The organism is Actinomadura rugatobispora (genome assembly GCF_055379765.1).
Window position 1 is genome coordinate 1725665 of sequence record NZ_AP029191.1, and the last position, 16243, is coordinate 1741907.

Sequence of the window (16243 nt, forward strand, 5' to 3'; positions counted from 1 at the left end):
GCCGGTCAGCGTCCGCGCACGCACTTGTCGTAGAGATCCAGCAGTCGCTGCCCGGGGTCGTACGACTCCTTGAGCCGCCGGTAGGTCTCCCCGTCGTAGTAACGCCAGAACTCGTCACGGCTGTAAAAAGCAGTCGAATAGAGGGACTTGTGCCCGTCAAGGGCCGCGACCCTGCGTTCGATAAGCCGGTTGTGGTATTCCGGGATCTGCCCCGGGGGAAGCCGGACCGTCCCCCAGAAACCCGCGTTGACATACGTGCGCCCCTGCTCCAGCGGATACAGGGGCCAGCGCTCGCGCGCGCGCAGCGGGCACAGCCAGATGGGGCTCATCCCCACCTTCTCGTGGAAGAACTCCAGGAACTCGGGAAGCCGCCCGACCGGCACCTCGATGTCCTGGATGACGTCCTCCCTGGGACGCTGCCCCCTCCAGCGGTCGACCCGGGCCAGGACTTGGAAGCGCCGGTCGTAGGCGACGAGCTTGCGGTAGACGTCCGACCGCTTGGCCTTGTCCGGCCACAGCCGCCGCACCACCGGATGCTGGACGCCGAAGGCCCCCGAGCACCAGAACCAGTCGGTGTCCCACCGCCAGAGGTAGTCGCGCACCGTCAGGAAGTCGACCGACCGCGTCTGGATGGACCGGTAGTAGATCTCCTGGCCCGTGTAGTCCGAGGTGTACGGCGCGGTGTCGGCGAACGTCCCGAGGGTGATGTACTGCTCGCCGGCGCCGAAGACGGTGCCGTCCATGAAGTCCACGCTCTGGCCGTCGTACGACCCGGCCTCGGTGATCTCCGCCATCACCCGCGACAGCTCCGCCGCGTCGTCGAACCGCAGTTGGCGCACCCGCACGTACGGCTTCACCGGGACCAGCTCGATCTTCAGCCGCAGGCTGTACCCCAGCGTCCCGTAGGAGTTGGGGAACCCGTAGAAGAGGTCGCTGTGCTCGTTGTCGCGCGTCGCCGTGACGATCCGCCCGTCCCCGGTGAGCACGTCCATCTCCAGGACCGCCTCGTGCGGCAGCCCCAGCCGGAACGAGCTCGACTCGATCCCCAGCCCGGTCACCGCCCCGCCGAGCGTGATCGTCTTCAGCTGCGGCACCACGGTCGGCATCAGCCCGTGCGGCAGCGTCGCGTCGACCAGGTCCTCGTAGGTCGTCATGCCCTGCACGTCGGCCGTGCGAGCCTCCGGATCCACCTCGAGCACCCGGTCGAACCCCGACACGTCGAGGCCCGGCGCGTCCGAGGGGTCCCGCCAGCGGAAGAGGTTGGAGGTCCGCTTGGCCAGCCGCACCGGCGCCCCCGCCGGGATCGCCTCGTACGACCTGCGCAGCGCCTCGACCGCCCGCTGATGATCGCCCTTGATCAGAAGCTCTGTCATGCACCCCTCCCGTGCCCAAGTAAAGCGATGATCCTATGTATCTTCCACATAATTTGGGCGAGAGGGTGATCACAGGTACGTAAGGGAATAAACCGCGCCAACCACCCGCTGCCCCGCCCCCTCTCCTCCCACCCAGCGGCCCTCTGAACTCTCCCCGCAACCCCTCCAGCCCACACCTTCCACCACCCCCGAAACAATCCCTGACACCCCCGCGTCCAAACCGCGCCAACGCAGGCCCGTGACACAGAGGCGCGCCGCGTGCACGACCCCACCGACGAGCGGTCGGCCCCTTATCGAACGCCTTGCCTGCCACAAACCGGAGCACGCTCACGGCGCTAGAGTGAAACGGTGCCCCCCGTACCGAAAGAGCCGCGGCCGCTGATCAACGACGACGACCGGGACACGGCCGTGCAGCGCGTGCAGGAGGCGTACACCGAGGGGCACATCTCGCACGAGGAGATGGACGAGCGCCTCCACCAGATACTCACCGCCAAGACGCACAGCGCGCTCGAGACGGCTCTGGACTCGCTCCCGGAACAGAACGCGGCCACCTCCACGATCGCCGCCCTCAGCAGACGGATCCGCCGCCGCGGCGCATGGCGCGTGCCTCGGACCCTCAAGGTCGAGTCCGCCCTGGGAAAGGTGCACCTGGACCTGTCCCGCGCGGTCATCGAGCACCCGGTGGTCGACATCGAGCTGCAGCTCGGCACCGGCAGGGCCAAGATCACCGTCCCGCGCGACGCGACCGTCGACGTCGAGGACCTGCGCACCGTGTGGAAGGACACCCTCTACAAGACCCGGCGCCCCGCCCGCCCCGGCGGCCCGAAGATCCGGATCTCCGGAACCATGGGTCTGGGACGACTGAAGATCCGCCACGCAAGACGCTGACCCCGCACCAGGCCGACGCCACAAGAGCCCGCTTTCCCTCGCGCGGCATAGACCAGCCAGAACACAGGCCAAGCGTCCCTTGAGCGCAGGGACGCTACTGAACCCCGTTTCACGTTCGCCGGTCAGGATCTCGGCGTGGCCGACGACCGTCGACAGCGGCGCGTTCAACAGCCATGTGGCCGCCGAGCTGCGAGCCTCGCCGCCAACGGCGGCCAAGTGGCGCAGGCGGTTCATCGAGCACGGGCAGGCCGCCGCCGATCCCGCTGGACCAGGTCGAACAAGTAGTGCGGGTGGTCACGGGCGTCGATGGCCGAACGCACCGGGACCATCGGGCGGATCTGGCGGCACTTCGACCTCAAGTCCGCCGATCCGCTGTCCATGGACAAGGTCGACGATGCGGTCGGGCTGTACCGCCCGAACGGGCCGCGCTGCTGTGCGTCGACGAGAAATCGCAGACGCCGGACCGCTGAATAGTGACCGGGTTTCCGGCACGGGACGAATCGCGACCCGCGCGGTCGCCGGCCGGCGTCACTTCACCAGGCGAAGGATCCAGGGGTAGCGGAACTGCTGGCCGGTGAGACCCACCACGGCGGCGACCGCGGCCACGGCCCAGCTGATCGCGTACACGATGCTGCCGAGCCCGAACGTCACGATCGTGATCAGGAGCAGGGTGAGCTGGAAGTTGAGGGCCTCCGCCGCGTGCCGGCGGACGTACTCCGAGCGCTTGCCGCTCAGCAGCATCATCACCAGCGGGCCCACGAACAGGGTGGGGACCCCCAGCGCGTGGGAGACGGCCGCGAGCATCCTGTCCTCGCCCGTGGGCGCAGGGCCGGTGCCCTTCAGGGCCGCGTCGAGGTTCGGGGCGGGGGCGAGGTCCTGCAGGACCGGCGCGAGATCCCCCCGCGTCTTGGCCGTCATGGCCAGATGCATGCGCATGTCGAATTCGGCTTCGTCCAAGCGCCCTTCGGCGTACGCCTCCTGGAGCCGCTCGATGACGGGCTCCCGCTCCGCGTCCGAAACCCGCAGCTCAGCGGCCGCATATCCACCGTTCATACGTCAATCCTCGCTCCGGGCACGCGTGCCCACCATCCGGGAAGCCCCTGAGACGCCCCTGAGATCCGACACCCGACTCGGGGACGACACGGCCGTTGTATTTAGACAACGAACGCTGAATGTCAAGGTTCCACAGGGGGAGTGCGCGGCTCGGCCACGCGGCGCTCGGTGTATTCCTTGCCCGGGGTGAGGGGCTTGCCGTAGAGCTGGGAGATCGTCACGAAGACGTACCCCTTGGCCGCCAGGCGATTGATGATGAGCGGGACCGCGGCGACGGTCGTGGGGTGGATGTCGTGCATCAGCACGATGGTCCCGTTGCGGGTGCCACCGATGACCTTGCGCTCCACCCTCTTGGAGTTGCGCACCTGCCAGTCGAGCGGGTCCACCGTCCAGAGCACCTGGGCGAGGCCCAGCTTCTTGGTGATGCGGGCGACCTGCTTGTCGGTCGATCCGTAGGGCGGGCGCATCAGGGTGGGAGTGACACCGGTCGCCTTCTTGATGGCCAGCTGAGTGCGGACGAGTTCGGCCGTCACCTTCGAGTTCGAGGAGCGGCCGAGGTCGGCATGCGAATAGCTGTGGTTGGCGAGTTCATGGCCCTCGGCGGCCTCACGCCGAACAAGGTGCGGGAATTCCTCCACGTTCTGGCCGACCAGAAAGAACGTGGCCTTCACCTTGCGCGCGGCCAGGATGTCGAGCAACTGGGCCGTGACACCCATCGGGCCGTCGTCGAAGGTGAGGGCGACGCATTTCATCCGCCTGCAATCGGCGCCGCCCGCGGGCGGCGCACTGGGCGTGGATGAGGCACTGGGCGTGGGTGAGACGCTGGGCGTGGGTGACGCACTGGGAGCCGGCACAGGACGCTGGCTCACCTTGGCGCCGGCGACCGTCGTGGCCTGTGCGGGACGCTCGCCGGTACGGGCGGAGACGAGCGTGGACGGGACGGGAGCCAGAGTGCTCAGCCACCCGCACAAAGCGAGCCCCATCACCACCGCCGCCGAACGCCGCACCACGACCGTTCCGCGCCGCCACGTCATGAACGCTCCCTCGGCTCACGCGCCCATTGTTGATCTGTTCGACCCGACAGTGTAGGGGCGCGGGGGCCGGCGTCCGGGCATATCTCGCCTGTGTCGGGAACCCCATTCCACCCGATACTCGTTAGGGTCATACGGCCCAGTGACTCCGGAGCGGTTCCGGGGCGGCACGAGACGACGGGACACGCCGATGAGGTTCCGGGACCGATTCGGGATTCGCAAGCACCGTGGCTCGACGGTGACCAGGCTCGACCGCGAGGCCACCGACTCCGACATCGAGGCGCTGATCGCGTTCGCGCGCAGCCGCCAGGGCGTCGAGTTCTATGTCGAGCCGGAGACCTTCGCCACCGACACCACCGCCGTGGCCGTGGCCCACGACGGCGAATGGACCCGCCGCCGGGTCGGGTCGCCCCAGGTCATCGGCAAGGTCGCCCACAAACTCGGCCTGCCCGTCTACGACGTGCAGATCGTCGGCTACCCACCGCGCATGCGCGCCTGGAACGAGCGCAACCGCGAACGCCGCCTAGACCCGGGCTCCCCCGGCGAAGCCGTCAGCTAGCCCGTATCTCGAAGCCCGCCCCACAACGCTCGCCTGACGACGCGCCCCCAACCGCCCTCGGCGAACGCGACATCACCACGCAATTTCGGAGTAGCTGCTCGCCTCCGGCATCGCTTCCCAGGCGAACGCGCTCGCGCAATCCCCGAGGCCACTTCGAGACACGCCCTAGGTGTGCTGTCCCGGCACGTTGGTGACACGCGGGCTGGGTGCTTGAACGGGTGAGGGCCTGATGGGTTCGGTGTGGATTGCGACGTCTGCACCGATCGCCAGGAGGCCCTCGCGTCCCACCGTAACGCCCCGCTGACCCCGACCGGCAGACTGCGTCTGGCGCGGTGCGTCGTGGACGACGGCCGGCCACTGCGCAGGGCGGCGGAACGGTTCCAGGTGGCCCACACCACCGCCGCCCGCTGGGCGGACCGTTACCGGCGGCTGGGCGCCGTGCGGGGATGCACGATCGCTCCAGCCGACCGCTACACCAACCGCGCCGCATCCCGTCCGGGGAAGAAGTCGGCGCTTTGGACGTACTCCATCGCTTTGGTGAACTCGGGGTCGCCGAGGCGGCTTTCCATCTCCTGCGGACTCAGGTCCTCCATGCGGGTCTGGATCCAGTACAGGTTGCCCAGCGGGTCGCGCACCCGCCCGACCCGGTCTCCGAAGAACAGGTGGGTGACCTCGGTGACCGAGGTTCCGCCGGCCGCGACGGCCTGCCGGTGCACGGCGTCAGCGTCCTCGACGTAGAGACGGAGGAAGCCGGGGGTCGGCGGCCACTCCGGCCGCGCGTCGAACATCATCACCACCGAGTCACCGATCCGCACCTCCGCATGCGCGACGCTTCCGTCCTCGCCGGCGAGGCACGCAAGCTCCTCCGCGTCGAACGCCCTCCTCATGAAGTCGATGAGCTGCACTGTGTCGCGAGAGATGATCCACGGCGTCACGGTGGTGTAGCCCTGGGGAACAGGCTTGACGGACATCGGGCTGCCTCCTGGGGTGCGAACGCCTCAACGTGGCGATGACGCTAGGTCCGCTGTAGGTCAGTCCCTGTCCTAGAAGGCGCCCGATGGATGACGACCCACATCACCCCACCAGGGTCGTCCGGGACGAGTCAGATTCTCGCCAGACGGGCCAACCATAGGACTTGATCGTCTAGGTGGTCGGCCAGCGGCACTCATCTGACTAGGACGCACTCATGGCGCTTCCGTACCGCATCGGCTCCCACCTACCGGGCCTCAGCGAACACAACATCGCTTCGCGAGCTGGTCGGTAGCTCGCCCCCGACATCGCCTCACCACCCGAGTAGCGCACTCGCGCGGTACCTGAGCCCCACTCCGAGACGCGCCTGACGGGCTACGTGCCACCCGACGCTCCATGGCGCCGCGGGCATAGGCGGCACATTGCGGCATCGCGATGATGGCGACCGATGGCCGACGCCACCTGAAGCCGGCGTCGCGCTGCCGTTGTGCCGCGCCGCCCGCCGTCCATGGCCCAGGTTTCTATCGACCGCAGCGTTCCGGGTCGTCCACCAGGACCAACACCGCGCGACGTTGTCACCGGCCGAACCACGCTGCCTCCGCTGGCGGGTTTGGGGCGGTTGGTCGCAGGGGTCGGTTGCTTGTTCAGGGTTGATGTACGGGCGGCGGCCTGCTGCGTGGTTTGTGAAGGAGGGAAGGGATGGTGTTGACCTCGCAGCAGGCCCGCCGGGTCATCGGTCCAGAAGCCCCTCCCTTCCTGGGGTGGTGGAGTGGGCGTCTTGGGTTGCGTGGGCGGCGGCCAGGTCTTCCGGCGTCATGTTGAGCCGGACCAAGGACGGCGGTGCTCCCGCCTCGAACGCCCATCCGAGAAGGGTCGCCATGGAGTAGTCGGGGTCGGCTCGTTCCAGGGCGATGTTGGCCAGGCCGCCGTCTCCTGAGACGTAGGCGACGTACGCCAGGAGGCAGGCTGGGGCGGTCGCGTACGGCTCGTCCACGCGGCGCAGGACGTCGCGCCAGAAATCGATGTCGTCGTCGGGTTGTTCCTCGTCGATGCGCACCCAGGCCTCGTCACGGACACGCAGGTTGGTCAGCAGGACGCTGAGCCAGGCCACGTCATCGTCGCTGGGCCGGCCGGCGGAGTTGGTCGGCGGCTTTCGTGTCGGGGGTGGTGAGCGGTCGAAGGCGCTGGGGTGCTGGGCGTTTGATCCCGTGGGACGTTGGTAGAGCGCTTTCGGCTCTGGGGTGGAGTGGCGGTACGGGGAGTTGTCCGTGGGTGGCTCGTCGCCGCGCAGGCGGATGAGCAGTGACTGGCCTTCTTGGAGCATCCGCTGGTGGAACTGGGATTGGGAGAGGCCTTCGACGGCCCAGGATTTCAGGCGCGCCTCGGCTCGGGCGGTGGCTTCGTGCATGGCGGCGCGGGCCTTGCCGGTGACGGGGGCGATGGAGCGGGCCAGTTCGGTGCGGTCGGTCAGGGCGACCTTTCCGGCGAGGGTGGCCTGGGCCGCTACGACGGTGAGGGAACTGTCGTACGGGTTGCCGCCGGGGGCGCAGCACTCCGCGTCCACGCAGGTGAGGGACCACCAGCGGTCGTCTGCGACACGGGCGGCGTCGGTCAGGGAGAGGCCGTGGGCGGCCAGGCCGTCCCAGATGGTGGAGGCGGCAGCGTCGACCTGATCCGCCGGGCCGTACCCGAGGATCAGGGCCCGCCGGAAACCGTTGTCGCCCAGAACGGACACGACCCGCTCGGCGGTGGCGGCCGTTTCGGCGCGGTCGTCCCGCGCGGGTAAGTCGACGCGAATGGCGCACATGTTGTGCGGCCCGTCGTAACCGATGACCACCAGGCTCTCGGACGGGTGAAAGCCCAGGAGGTAGGGGACGGCGGCGATCGCGTCGGGAATGGAGCGGATCACCATGGGGTTCCGGCCGGTCGGTGGGTTCATGCCTTCGACTTTGGCCGGTCGGGCGGGGGCCTGGAAGGGGTTGCGGGAATTGTGGATAAGTGGTGCCGGGACGCCCTTCGGAATTGTCCCTATTTGAGGAAGGTGTCGATGTTGTCTATCTGCCACCGGCGCTCGCGGTGGACGGCGCTCACCGAGAACATCGCCGCGGAGTAGGCCGTCTGGTTCTTGTCCGTGCGCGTGCTGCGCTGGTCGGCGAAGATCAGGAGGCGGGCGCGGTCGCCGTTCAGCATGCGGACCCCGCTGTCGGTGACCGTGGTGGTGAGGACCAGCTTCTGCGTCGGGGCCTGCGTGCGGACCACGGCGATCATCTGGTTGTACTGCTGCACGGCCTTGCCCGTGAGGAGGGTCTGCGCCGCGCGCTCGGTCTTGGCGACGTCGGTGTAGTTGTAGGAGAAGACCGTGTTGACGATGTCGGTGACCTCGCCCTTGAGCGCGCTCGTCCGGGCGTTGTCGGTCAGGGCGGCGTTGTCGGCGGTCGTCCCGCTGTTGAGGGCGTGCGCCTGGCGGGCCGACCAGGCCCCTACGCCGCCCAGGAGGATGGTGATGACAGCCAGGGCCACGGGGAGCCTGGGGTGTCGCCACAGGGCGCGGAGCGTGTGCTTCATGGTCGTCCTTTCACCCGCCCGATCCGACCGGGGCCTGGGCGAGGGCGCTGAGCTTCCAGCCCGTCGAGGTACGGGTGAGCTGGCCCATGAGCCGGGTCTTCTTGACGGTCGGTTCCCCCTTGGGCGGGGTGACGGTCACCTGGAGGGCCACAAGGACGCTCGCCTTGCCCGCGTGCTGGTCCAGTTCGGTCACGGCCGCGTCCAGGACCTTGGCGGACGTGATGGTCTGGGCCTTGCGGACGGCCTGCTCGAACTGCGGACGTCCCTGCACGATCTCCCGGTAGAGCTGGCTGGTGGAGGAGTCCTGCCACACCTTCAGGCCCTCGTCCAGGCTGCGGTAGTCGAGGGTGTTGAGGTTCTGTATCGCCTGCTCCCCCGCATGCAACGCTTCGTCGCGCGCGCTTGAGTAATGCAGGGATTCGTCGTGCGCCGCTCCGTACCAGGACCACCCGAACCATGCCGCGCACAGGGCGGCGACCACCGTCAGAGCCAGCGCTACCGTGCGTCTGCCGTTCGGCTTCTGGGGTTTGTCCGCGTCGCCTGCACCGGTGTTGTCCGCTTCGGCGTTGTCCGCTCCGGTGTTGTCTGCGCTGGTCTTGTCTGCGCTGGTCTTGTCTGCTCCGGCGGTGTCCGGCTCGGTTTTGAGCGGCTTGGCCTTGCGCGGCTTGGCCTTGCTCAGCTCGGCGTCGCTCGGCTCGACGTCGTCCGGCTCGGTTTTGGGCGGCTTGGCCTTGTTCGGCTTGGCGTCTGGCGCTTCGGCGTCGGGCGACTTGGTGTCCCCCGATTCTGTCTCGGCCGACTCGGTGTCGCTTGGTTCGGGGGCGGTTGGCTTGGGGGTGCGGTTCTTGGTCTTCACCTGGGGTCCCATCGTCAGCTCGACCGGATCTCGGCGATGCGCCACTGGCCGTCGCGCAGGTGGGCGGTCACGGTCAGTTGTGCCGCGGCCGTGCCGCCGGCGGGCAGGCCCTTGCGGGTGCTCGCCTGATCGAGGAAGACCAGGAGGTGGGCGGTGTCCGCGGACATCCGGGAGACGCCGGCGCGGACGACGCGGGTGGTCAGGTTGAGCTGCTGCGCGGGGGCCTGCTGCTTCACCTGCGCGAACAGGCCCCGGTACTGCTGGGCGGCCTTGCCCTCCAGCAGGTCGGCGGCGGCCTTCTCGGTGGCGGCGACGTCGCCGTGCTGGTACGAGAAGATCTTGACCAGGGCGTTGCTGACGTCGCCGACCGCCTTGGTGGTGGCCTCGCTGTCGAGCAGCGCGCGGTTGGCGGACGGGGAGGAGCCGCGCTGCCGGTCGGTGAAGGCCAGCACGCCCGCCGCGGCCAGGGCGAGCACCAGGGCGATGGTCAGCGGGCGCCACAGGGCCGTTCTCACGGGGCTCCTCATCGGGCGTTGGCAGGCAGGGCGGTCAGGGACTTGAGCTTCCATCCGGCCGCGGTGCGGGTCAGGGCGGCGTCGTAGCGTTTGCGCTGGACGGTCGGAGCGGCGCCGGTCCGGGTGATCTCGATCCGGACGGTGGCGATGACCCGGGCGGAGCCGGTGCGGTGGTCCAGGGCGGTGAGGGCGGCGTCGGAGACGGTCCCGGTGGCGCTGGTCCCGGCCTTCTGGATCTTCTGCCTGCTGTCGGCGCGGGTGCGTTTCAGCTCGTCGTGCAGGGGCCCGGTGGAGGAGTCCTGCCAGCGTTGCAGGCTCTGGTCGAGGTGCCGGGCGTCCATGCTGTTGAGCACGGCGATCTGCTGCTTGGCGGCGGTGACGGCGCGGTCGCGGTCGCGGGCGGTGTCCTGTTCCTCGCCCTGGCGCATGTCCCAGAACGTCCAGCAGGACCAGGCCAGGAACAGCGCGGCGGTGGCGACGAGGGCCCAGCAGGCGAGGGCGGGGCGGGAGCGGGCGGCCGGTGGCGAGTCCTCGGTGGTTTCGGGGCGGGTCTCGGTTTCGGTCATCGCTGGTCTCCCAGTCCGAGGAGGTCGCCCATGTCGGGCTGCCGTCCCGGGACGCCCGGGAGGCCGAGCGCGCCGGGGAGGTCGGCGTCCGGTCCGGCCGTCAGGCCCACCGAGCCGGGGCGGGCCGGTTCGGGGACGCCGCGGCGGGGGGCGTTGGCGGCGCCGCGGACGTTCACCCCGCTGGAGGCCGGCATGGTGCAGTTCGCGCCGGTGTTGAGCGGCGGGCCCTCGGAGACGTTGAGCCCGTTGCGGTAGGTGGTGCCGCCGTACCCGCGCATGCAGGGCAGCGGGTTGAAGAACGTGGTGGCCATCCCGAAGCGCAGTTTCCCGTCCTGGACGACGGTGGAGCCGGCGGAGACGACTCCGGGGAGGCGGACGAGGAGTTCCTCCAGGCCGTCGGTGCGGGTGGCGGTCAGTTTGGAGAAGGTGAGGAGGTTGGCGATGACGACGCTGAGGCTGGGGTCGAGGTCGCGGAGCAGTCCGGTGATCTCGGTGGACGCCTGCGGCGCGGCGGCGATCAGCCTGCGCAGGTCGGCGTCGGAGGTGCGGAGCTGGCCGGCGAGCAGCCGGGCGTCGCGGGCGAACGCCTTGAGCGCGGCGGCCTCCTCGTTCTGGGTGCGCAGCGCGAGCTCGCCGTCGTGGATGAGGCGGCTGGTGGGGGCGATGTTGGCGTCGGCGGCGCGGATGAACTGGTTCTGCGCGTCCATGAGCGCCTGCAGGTTGGGTCCCTGGCCGTTGAACGCCTGGTAGAACTCGTCCACGACGATGCGCAGCGACTCCAGCGGGACCGAGCCGGTGAAGTCGTTGGCGGATTTGAGGAGGTCGGTGACGGGCGCGGGGATGGCGCCGGCCGAGCGCGGGATGACGGTGCCGTCGTCGAGGTAGGGGCCGGTGCTGCCGGCGGGGCGCAGGTCGACGTACTGCTCGCCGACGGCGGACAGGTTGGCGACCACGGCCTGCAGGTTCGACGGGATCCGCGGCGCGGAGTCGTCGATCTTCAGGTCGGCGACGACGCCGTCGTCGGTGAGGTGCAGGTCGCCGACCCGGCCGACGGAGACGCCCCGGTAGGTGATGTTGGAGCCGGGGAACAGCCCGCCGGTCTCGGCGAGTTCGAGCTTGGCGACGTAGTAGCCGCGCAGTCCCACGTACCGGCCGAGGTCGGCGTAGCGGGCGCCGATGAACGCGATGATCGTCAGGGAGATGGCCAGGAAGGCCAGCGTCCTGATCCGTGTTCCGAGGGTCAGCATCAGCCGCCTCCGCCGGGGATCTCGGGGAAGATGCCGCCTCCGCCGCCGGGCGGCGTGCCGGGCGCGCTCGGGCTCGGGCTGCCCGTGCCGGACGGGGTCGGGGTGCCGGGGACGATGGGCGGCTGCACGATCGAGGGGGTGTCGGCGGGCGGCAGCGGCAGCGTCGGGGTGTCCCGCACCTGCCGGTTCGGGGTCCGGGCGGCGGGGGCGCCGGACGGCGCGGGCGTCATCGGCGGGATGATCGCCGTGCCCGGTACCGCGCTGACGGCCAGGTACACGTTGAGGTAGTCGCCCTTGACCGCGTTCATCACCGCGTCGGTGAACGGGTAGGTGAGCAGCACCTGCAGCGAGTTGGGCAGGTCCTCGCCCGCGTCGGCCAGTTTCTGGAGTGTGGGGGCGAGGGCGCGCAGGTCGGCGACGAAGTCGTCCTGGGAGGCGTTGATGGTCTTCACCGCCACGTCCGAGAGGTCCTCGAGCTGGCGGAGCATGGTGATGAGCGCGCCGCGCTGGTCTTCGAGGACCTTCAGGCCGGGGCTCAGGTCGCCCAGGACGGTGCCGAGTTTCTGCCGTCGTGTGGAGAGCGTGGCGGACAGCCGGTTGAGGCCGTCCAGGGCGGCGACGATGTCGCCCTTGTTGGAGTCGAGGCTGGTGGTGAGTTCGTTGAGGCGGCGCAGCACCGACTTGATCTCCGCCTCGTTGCCGGTGAGGGCGTTGTTGAGTTCGCGGGAGATGGTGCGCAGCTGGGGGAGGCCGCCGCCGTTCAGGAGCATGGACAGGGCGCCGAAGACCTCTTCCACTTCGACGTTGCGGTTGGTGCGGGACGCGGGGATGCGCGCGCCGTTGCCCAGGGTGCCGGTGGCGCCGGAGGTGGGGGCGGCGAGCTGGATGTACTTCTCGCCGAGGAGGCTGGACTGCTCCAGGCGGGCCGTGGCGTTGGACGGGAGGCGCACCTTGCCGTTCACCTTCATGGTGACCTGGGCGGTCCAGCCGTTCAGTGGCAGCGACACTTTGGAGACGCGGCCCACGGCGACGTCGTTCACTTTCACGGCGGCCTGTGGAACGAGGTCGAGCACGTTGGAGAACTCGGCGGTGACGGTGTACGGGTTGGACCCCAGGTCGGCGCCCCCGGGGAGGGGAAGGTCCTGCACTCCGGTGAAGCCGCCTCCGCAGCCGCTCAGCAGGACCGCGCCCGCCGTGGCGTAGAGCACGGCCCGTCCTGTTCTTCTCGGGTGGCTCATCGGCCGCCTCCCTTGGGGGACGTGGGCGAGCCGTACGTGTCGCCCACGGTCGGCAGCGGCATCGGGGGAAGGATCCCGGTCGCCGATTCCGGTACGGGGGTCAGGGTCCCGGCGCGCTGCTTCTCGCACAGCGCCTTCACGGTCGCGTTGGACGCGGCCGACGATCCGCACACCGGGTTGCCCGTGCCCTGCCCGAGCGCCGCCAGCGCGGCCCCGGCAGCCGTGCCGGCCGTGGAGATGGGGCCCATGCTGATCTCGTTCAGGTTGCCGCGTCCCATCAGCGTCCGGGTGGACGGGTCGTAGCTGTTGAGCAGGTTGGTGGCGTTCAGCGGCAGCACGTCGAACGCCTCGGCGAGCGAGGCCCGCTGGTCGACCAGGACCCGGGTGATGGAGGCGAGCTTGTCGACGTCCTTCTTCAGCAGCGCCCGGTTGTCGCGGACGAAGTCGCGGACCTGGCCGAGCGCGACGGCCAGTTCGCGCAGCGCGGCGCCGAGCTCGTCGCGGTCGGCGGCGAGGAAGCCGGTGACCTCGGCCAGCTGCCGTTCGGCCAGCCGCACCTGGGAGTCGTTGTCCTTGATCATCGTGGTGAACTTCTGCAGGTTGGCGACGGTGGCGAACAGGTCCTCGCTCGATCCGGCCAGCGTCTTGCTGGCCTGGCCGAACTGGGCGATCGTGTCGTTGATCGCCTGCCCGTTGCCGCCCAGGTTCTCCGCGCCGACCTGGAGGGCGCGCGACAGGGCGCCCTGGGAGTTGGCGCCCTTGGGGCCGAGGTCGCCGGAGATGCGCTTCAGGCTGTCGTAGAGCTGGTCCAGCTCGACGGGCGTCGCCGTCCGGGTCACCGGGATCTCGGCGCCGGCCGCGATCTGCGTGCCGCCGGTGTAGGCGGGGGTGAGCTGGATGTAGCGGTCGGCGACGACGCTGGGGGCGATCACGACCGCCTTGGCGTCGGCGGGGACGGGCACGTCCCGGTCCAGGGTGAGCCGCGTGCGGACGCGGGTGCCCATGGGGGTGACCTCGTCGATCGTGCCGACCTTCACGCCGAGGATCCGCACGTCCGAGCCGGGGTAGACGCCGACGGCGGCGGCGAAGTAGGCGGTGATGCGCTTGCCGGTGGTGCCGCCGGCGACCGACGCCAGCGCCACGGCCATCAGGACCAGCGCCAGGGCCAGCGCGATCACGGTGCGGCGCCGCTCCTGCCACATCTGCCTGCGCCAGGACGTCTCCATCATCGGCCGCCACCTCCGTTCCCGGTCACCACGGGACCGGCGGGTTTGGGCGGGCGGCAGTCGTCCTTGGGCGGCGTGTTCGGGGCCAGGTACTCCTTGGGGACGACCCCGCACAGGTAGCCGTCCATCCAGCGGCCGTTGCCGAGCGCGTTGCCGAGCAGCCGGTTGTAGGGCCCCGCGATCGCCAGGGCCCGGTTGAGGTTGTCCTGGTTGCGCTGCAGCACGGTGGTGATCCGGTCGAGGGCGTCCAGGGTGGGCTGCATCTGCCGCCGGTTGTCGGCGACGAGCCCGGACAGCTCACGGGACAGGGCCCGCGACCCGACCAGCAGCCCGTGGATGGCCTCGCGGCGCCGGCGGAGTTCGGCCAGCAGCAGGTTGCCGTCCTGGAGGAGCCGCTGGAACTCGCCGCTCTGCTCCGCGAGCACGCCGGTGACCTGCTTGGCGTTGGCGAGCAGCCGGGCGAGCTGCGCGTCCCGGGTGGAGATCGTCTGGGAGAGCGCGGACAGGCCGTCCAGGGCCTTGCGGACGCTCGGCGAGGTGGTGGAGAAGGTGTCGGCGATCGTCTCCAGGCTCTGCGCGACCTTGACGGTGTCGAGCCGGTCGATGGTGCCGGACAGGTCCTGGAACGCCTGGGTGACGTCGTAGGGGGACACGGTGCGGCTGAGCGGGATCCGCCGGCCCGGGTCCTGGGCGGCGGGGCCGAGCGGGTCGACGGCCAGGTACTTGGCGCCCAGCAGCGTCTTGATCATGATTCCGGCGGTGCTGGCGCTGCCGATCCAGGTGTCCCTGACCCGGAAGGTGACCTTGACCTTGGGCCCGTCCAGCTCCACGCCGGTGACCTCGCCGACCTTGACGCCGGCGACGCGCACCTCGTCGTCGGGCCGGAGCCCGGCCGCCTCGCGGAAGTCGGCGGTGTAGGTGGTGCCGCCGCCGATGACGGGCAGGTCGTCGGCGCGGTAGGCGAGCGTCCCCAGCACCAGGATGATCACCAGCCCGACCACGGCGACGCCGATCGGGTTGCGCTCCTTGATGGGCCTGCCGCGCAGGAACCCGGCGCGGGCGCGTTTCAGCGGCGGCAGCGCGGTCGGCGCCGGCCGCGCGGGGCCGCTCATCGCTCCTCCTGGCATCTCAGCGCGTCCCTCTCGTCCATCGGGACGCCCGTGGGCGGTTTGCTGCCGTCGGTGTAGCGGGCGCCGGTGATGGTGGCCTGGCACATGTAGAAGTTCATCCACGACCCGTAGGAGCCGAGCCGCGCGATGGTGGCGCTCTTGCCGGGCAGCGTCCCCAGGAAGCGGTCGAGGGTCGGGGACTCGTCGGCGAGGTTGTCCGACAGCCGGCCCAGCTGGGCGATGCTGTCCTCGAGCGGCGCCCGGCCGACCTGCAGCAGTCCGGCGGTGCTGTTGGTCAGCTCCGACATGGCCCCGATCGCCTCGCCGAGCGGCCTGCGGTCGGCGGCCAGCCCGGAGGTCAGCCTGCGCAGCGTGACGATCAGGTCGGCGAGCTGGTCGCCGCGGGCGTTGATCGTCTCCAGCACGTCGTTGAGGTTGTCGATGACCTGCCCGATGACCTGGTCCTTGCCCGCCAGGGTGCTGGTGAGGGACGCCACCGTGCGCAGCAGCGAGTCCATCGTGGGGCCCTCGCCCTGCAGCACCTGGATGATCTCCCCGGCGAGCTGGTTGACGTCGGTGGGCGACAGCGCCTGGAACAGCGGCTGGAAGCCGTTGAACAGCTGGGTGAGGTTGAGCGCGGGCGTCGTGCGCTGCACCGGGATGGTGCCGCCGCGCGGCAGGATCGCGCCGGGCGTCCCGGTGCCCCGGTCCAGTTCGATGAAGCGCTGCCCGACCAGGTTGAGGTACTTGATCGTCGCGGTGGTGGACGCGGGCAGCCGGCGCCCCTTCTGCACCGTGAACGCCACCCTGGCCTGCCGCCGGTTCACCACGCCGATGTCGGTGACCTGGCCGATCCGCACGCCCGCGATCCGCACGCTGTCGCCCTCGTTCAGCCCGGCCACGTCGGTGAAGCGCGCGCTGTAGCGGTCGGCGTCGCCGACGCCGGTGTTGGCGATGCTGATGGCCAGCACGGCGGTGGCGGTGACGGTCACGACCACGAACAGGATCGACTTGACCAGCGGGCCGCCGAGGCCCTTGAGGTTCATCC

Annotated in this window: 17 protein-coding genes and 1 pseudogene; 4 read left to right on the forward strand and 14 right to left on the reverse strand. The window is 70.0% G+C overall.

The genetic code is table 11. The annotated features are described in order from the left end of the window. Positions 1-5: 5 nt before the first annotated feature. Positions 6-1373, reverse strand: a complete 1368-nt coding sequence (locus tag ACZ466_RS07080) for an FAD-binding oxidoreductase (protein ID WP_378283815.1) — start codon at positions 1371-1373, stop codon at positions 6-8. A 348-nt stretch (positions 1374-1721) separates the two neighbouring features. Between ACZ466_RS07080 and ACZ466_RS07085 the strand changes: the two genes are divergently transcribed. Both ACZ466_RS07085 and ACZ466_RS07090 read left to right on the forward strand, forming a co-directional pair. After that, positions 1722-2261: a DUF1707 SHOCT-like domain-containing protein gene (locus tag ACZ466_RS07085; protein WP_378283816.1), complete on the forward strand. Its 540-nt coding sequence runs from the start codon at positions 1722-1724 to the stop codon at positions 2259-2261. A gap of 306 nt (positions 2262-2567) precedes the next feature. Beyond that, positions 2568-2735 carry a hypothetical protein gene (locus tag ACZ466_RS07090; protein WP_378283817.1) on the forward strand — a complete coding sequence of 56 codons (168 nt, stop codon included), beginning with the start codon at positions 2568-2570 and terminating at the stop codon, positions 2733-2735. A 54-nt stretch (positions 2736-2789) separates the two neighbouring features. On the opposite strand, the gene ACZ466_RS07095 is transcribed toward ACZ466_RS07090, so the two are convergent. Together ACZ466_RS07095 and ACZ466_RS07100 are read right to left on the reverse strand one after the other, a co-directional pair. Beyond that, positions 2790-3314, reverse strand: a complete 525-nt coding sequence (locus tag ACZ466_RS07095) for a DUF1707 and DUF4870 domain-containing protein (RefSeq protein WP_378283818.1) — start codon at positions 3312-3314, stop codon at positions 2790-2792. A gap of 122 nt (positions 3315-3436) precedes the next feature. Beyond that, positions 3437-4348: a polysaccharide deacetylase family protein gene (locus ACZ466_RS07100; RefSeq protein WP_378283819.1), complete on the reverse strand. Its 912-nt coding sequence runs from the start codon at positions 4346-4348 to the stop codon at positions 3437-3439. 187 nt (positions 4349-4535) lie between these two features. On the opposite strand from ACZ466_RS07100, the gene ACZ466_RS07105 reads away from it, so the two are divergent. Both ACZ466_RS07105 and ACZ466_RS07110 read left to right on the forward strand, forming a co-directional pair. Beyond that, the gene (locus ACZ466_RS07105) at positions 4536-4904 is read left to right on the forward strand and encodes a hypothetical protein (RefSeq protein ID WP_378283820.1); all 369 of its coding nucleotides are present in this window, start codon (positions 4536-4538) and stop codon (positions 4902-4904) included. Between the two features lie 240 nt (positions 4905-5144). Next, positions 5145-5399, forward strand: a pseudogene (locus ACZ466_RS07110) (helix-turn-helix domain-containing protein); the annotation flags it as partial. On the opposite strand, the gene ACZ466_RS07115 reads toward ACZ466_RS07110, so the two are convergent. From ACZ466_RS07115 to ACZ466_RS07165, 11 genes are all read right to left on the reverse strand, one after another. Next, positions 5375-5875 (reverse strand): VOC family protein, encoded by a 501-nt coding sequence (locus ACZ466_RS07115; protein ID WP_378283821.1) that lies wholly within the window; start codon positions 5873-5875, stop codon positions 5375-5377. The pseudogene ACZ466_RS07110 and the gene ACZ466_RS07115 sit on opposite strands and share 25 nt — an antisense overlap. Positions 5876-6603: 728 nt before the next feature. Beyond that, on the reverse strand, positions 6604-7812 hold the full coding sequence (locus tag ACZ466_RS07120) for a DUF4192 domain-containing protein (protein ID WP_378283822.1): 1209 nt from the start codon (positions 7810-7812) through the stop codon (positions 6604-6606). An 89-nt stretch (positions 7813-7901) separates the two neighbouring features. Then, positions 7902-8438, reverse strand: a complete 537-nt coding sequence (locus ACZ466_RS07125) for a hypothetical protein (RefSeq protein ID WP_378283823.1) — start codon at positions 8436-8438, stop codon at positions 7902-7904. A gap of 10 nt (positions 8439-8448) precedes the next feature. Beyond that, positions 8449-9294, reverse strand: a complete 846-nt coding sequence (locus tag ACZ466_RS07130) for a hypothetical protein (protein ID WP_378283824.1) — start codon at positions 9292-9294, stop codon at positions 8449-8451. 14 nt (positions 9295-9308) lie between these two features. Further along, the gene (locus tag ACZ466_RS07135) at positions 9309-9809 is read right to left on the reverse strand and encodes a hypothetical protein (protein WP_378283825.1); all 501 of its coding nucleotides are present in this window, start codon (positions 9807-9809) and stop codon (positions 9309-9311) included. An 8-nt stretch (positions 9810-9817) separates the two neighbouring features. Further along, a complete protein-coding gene (locus tag ACZ466_RS07140) occupies positions 9818-10375 on the reverse strand; it encodes a hypothetical protein (RefSeq protein WP_378283826.1) in 558 nt (185 codons plus the stop codon). Next, complete coding sequence (locus ACZ466_RS07145; RefSeq protein ID WP_378283827.1) at positions 10372-11622, reverse strand: MCE family protein; 1251 nt, start codon at positions 11620-11622, stop codon at positions 10372-10374. Before ACZ466_RS07145 ends, ACZ466_RS07140 begins: the two co-directional genes overlap by 4 nt. Beyond that, the gene (locus ACZ466_RS07150; protein WP_378283828.1) at positions 11622-12860 is read right to left on the reverse strand and encodes an MCE family protein; all 1239 of its coding nucleotides are present in this window, start codon (positions 12858-12860) and stop codon (positions 11622-11624) included. Before ACZ466_RS07150 ends, ACZ466_RS07145 begins: the two co-directional genes overlap by 1 nt. Continuing rightward, positions 12857-14089: an MCE family protein gene (locus tag ACZ466_RS07155; RefSeq protein ID WP_378283829.1), complete on the reverse strand. Its 1233-nt coding sequence runs from the start codon at positions 14087-14089 to the stop codon at positions 12857-12859. The genes ACZ466_RS07150 and ACZ466_RS07155 overlap by 4 nt, the downstream gene beginning before the upstream one ends. Beyond that, positions 14086-15198: an MCE family protein gene (locus ACZ466_RS07160; RefSeq protein WP_378283830.1), complete on the reverse strand. Its 1113-nt coding sequence runs from the start codon at positions 15196-15198 to the stop codon at positions 14086-14088. Before ACZ466_RS07160 ends, ACZ466_RS07155 begins: the two co-directional genes overlap by 4 nt. Then, complete coding sequence (locus tag ACZ466_RS07165; protein ID WP_378283883.1) at positions 15195-16241, reverse strand: MCE family protein; 1047 nt, start codon at positions 16239-16241, stop codon at positions 15195-15197. The genes ACZ466_RS07160 and ACZ466_RS07165 overlap by 4 nt, the downstream gene beginning before the upstream one ends. Positions 16242-16243: the final 2 nt, after the last annotated feature.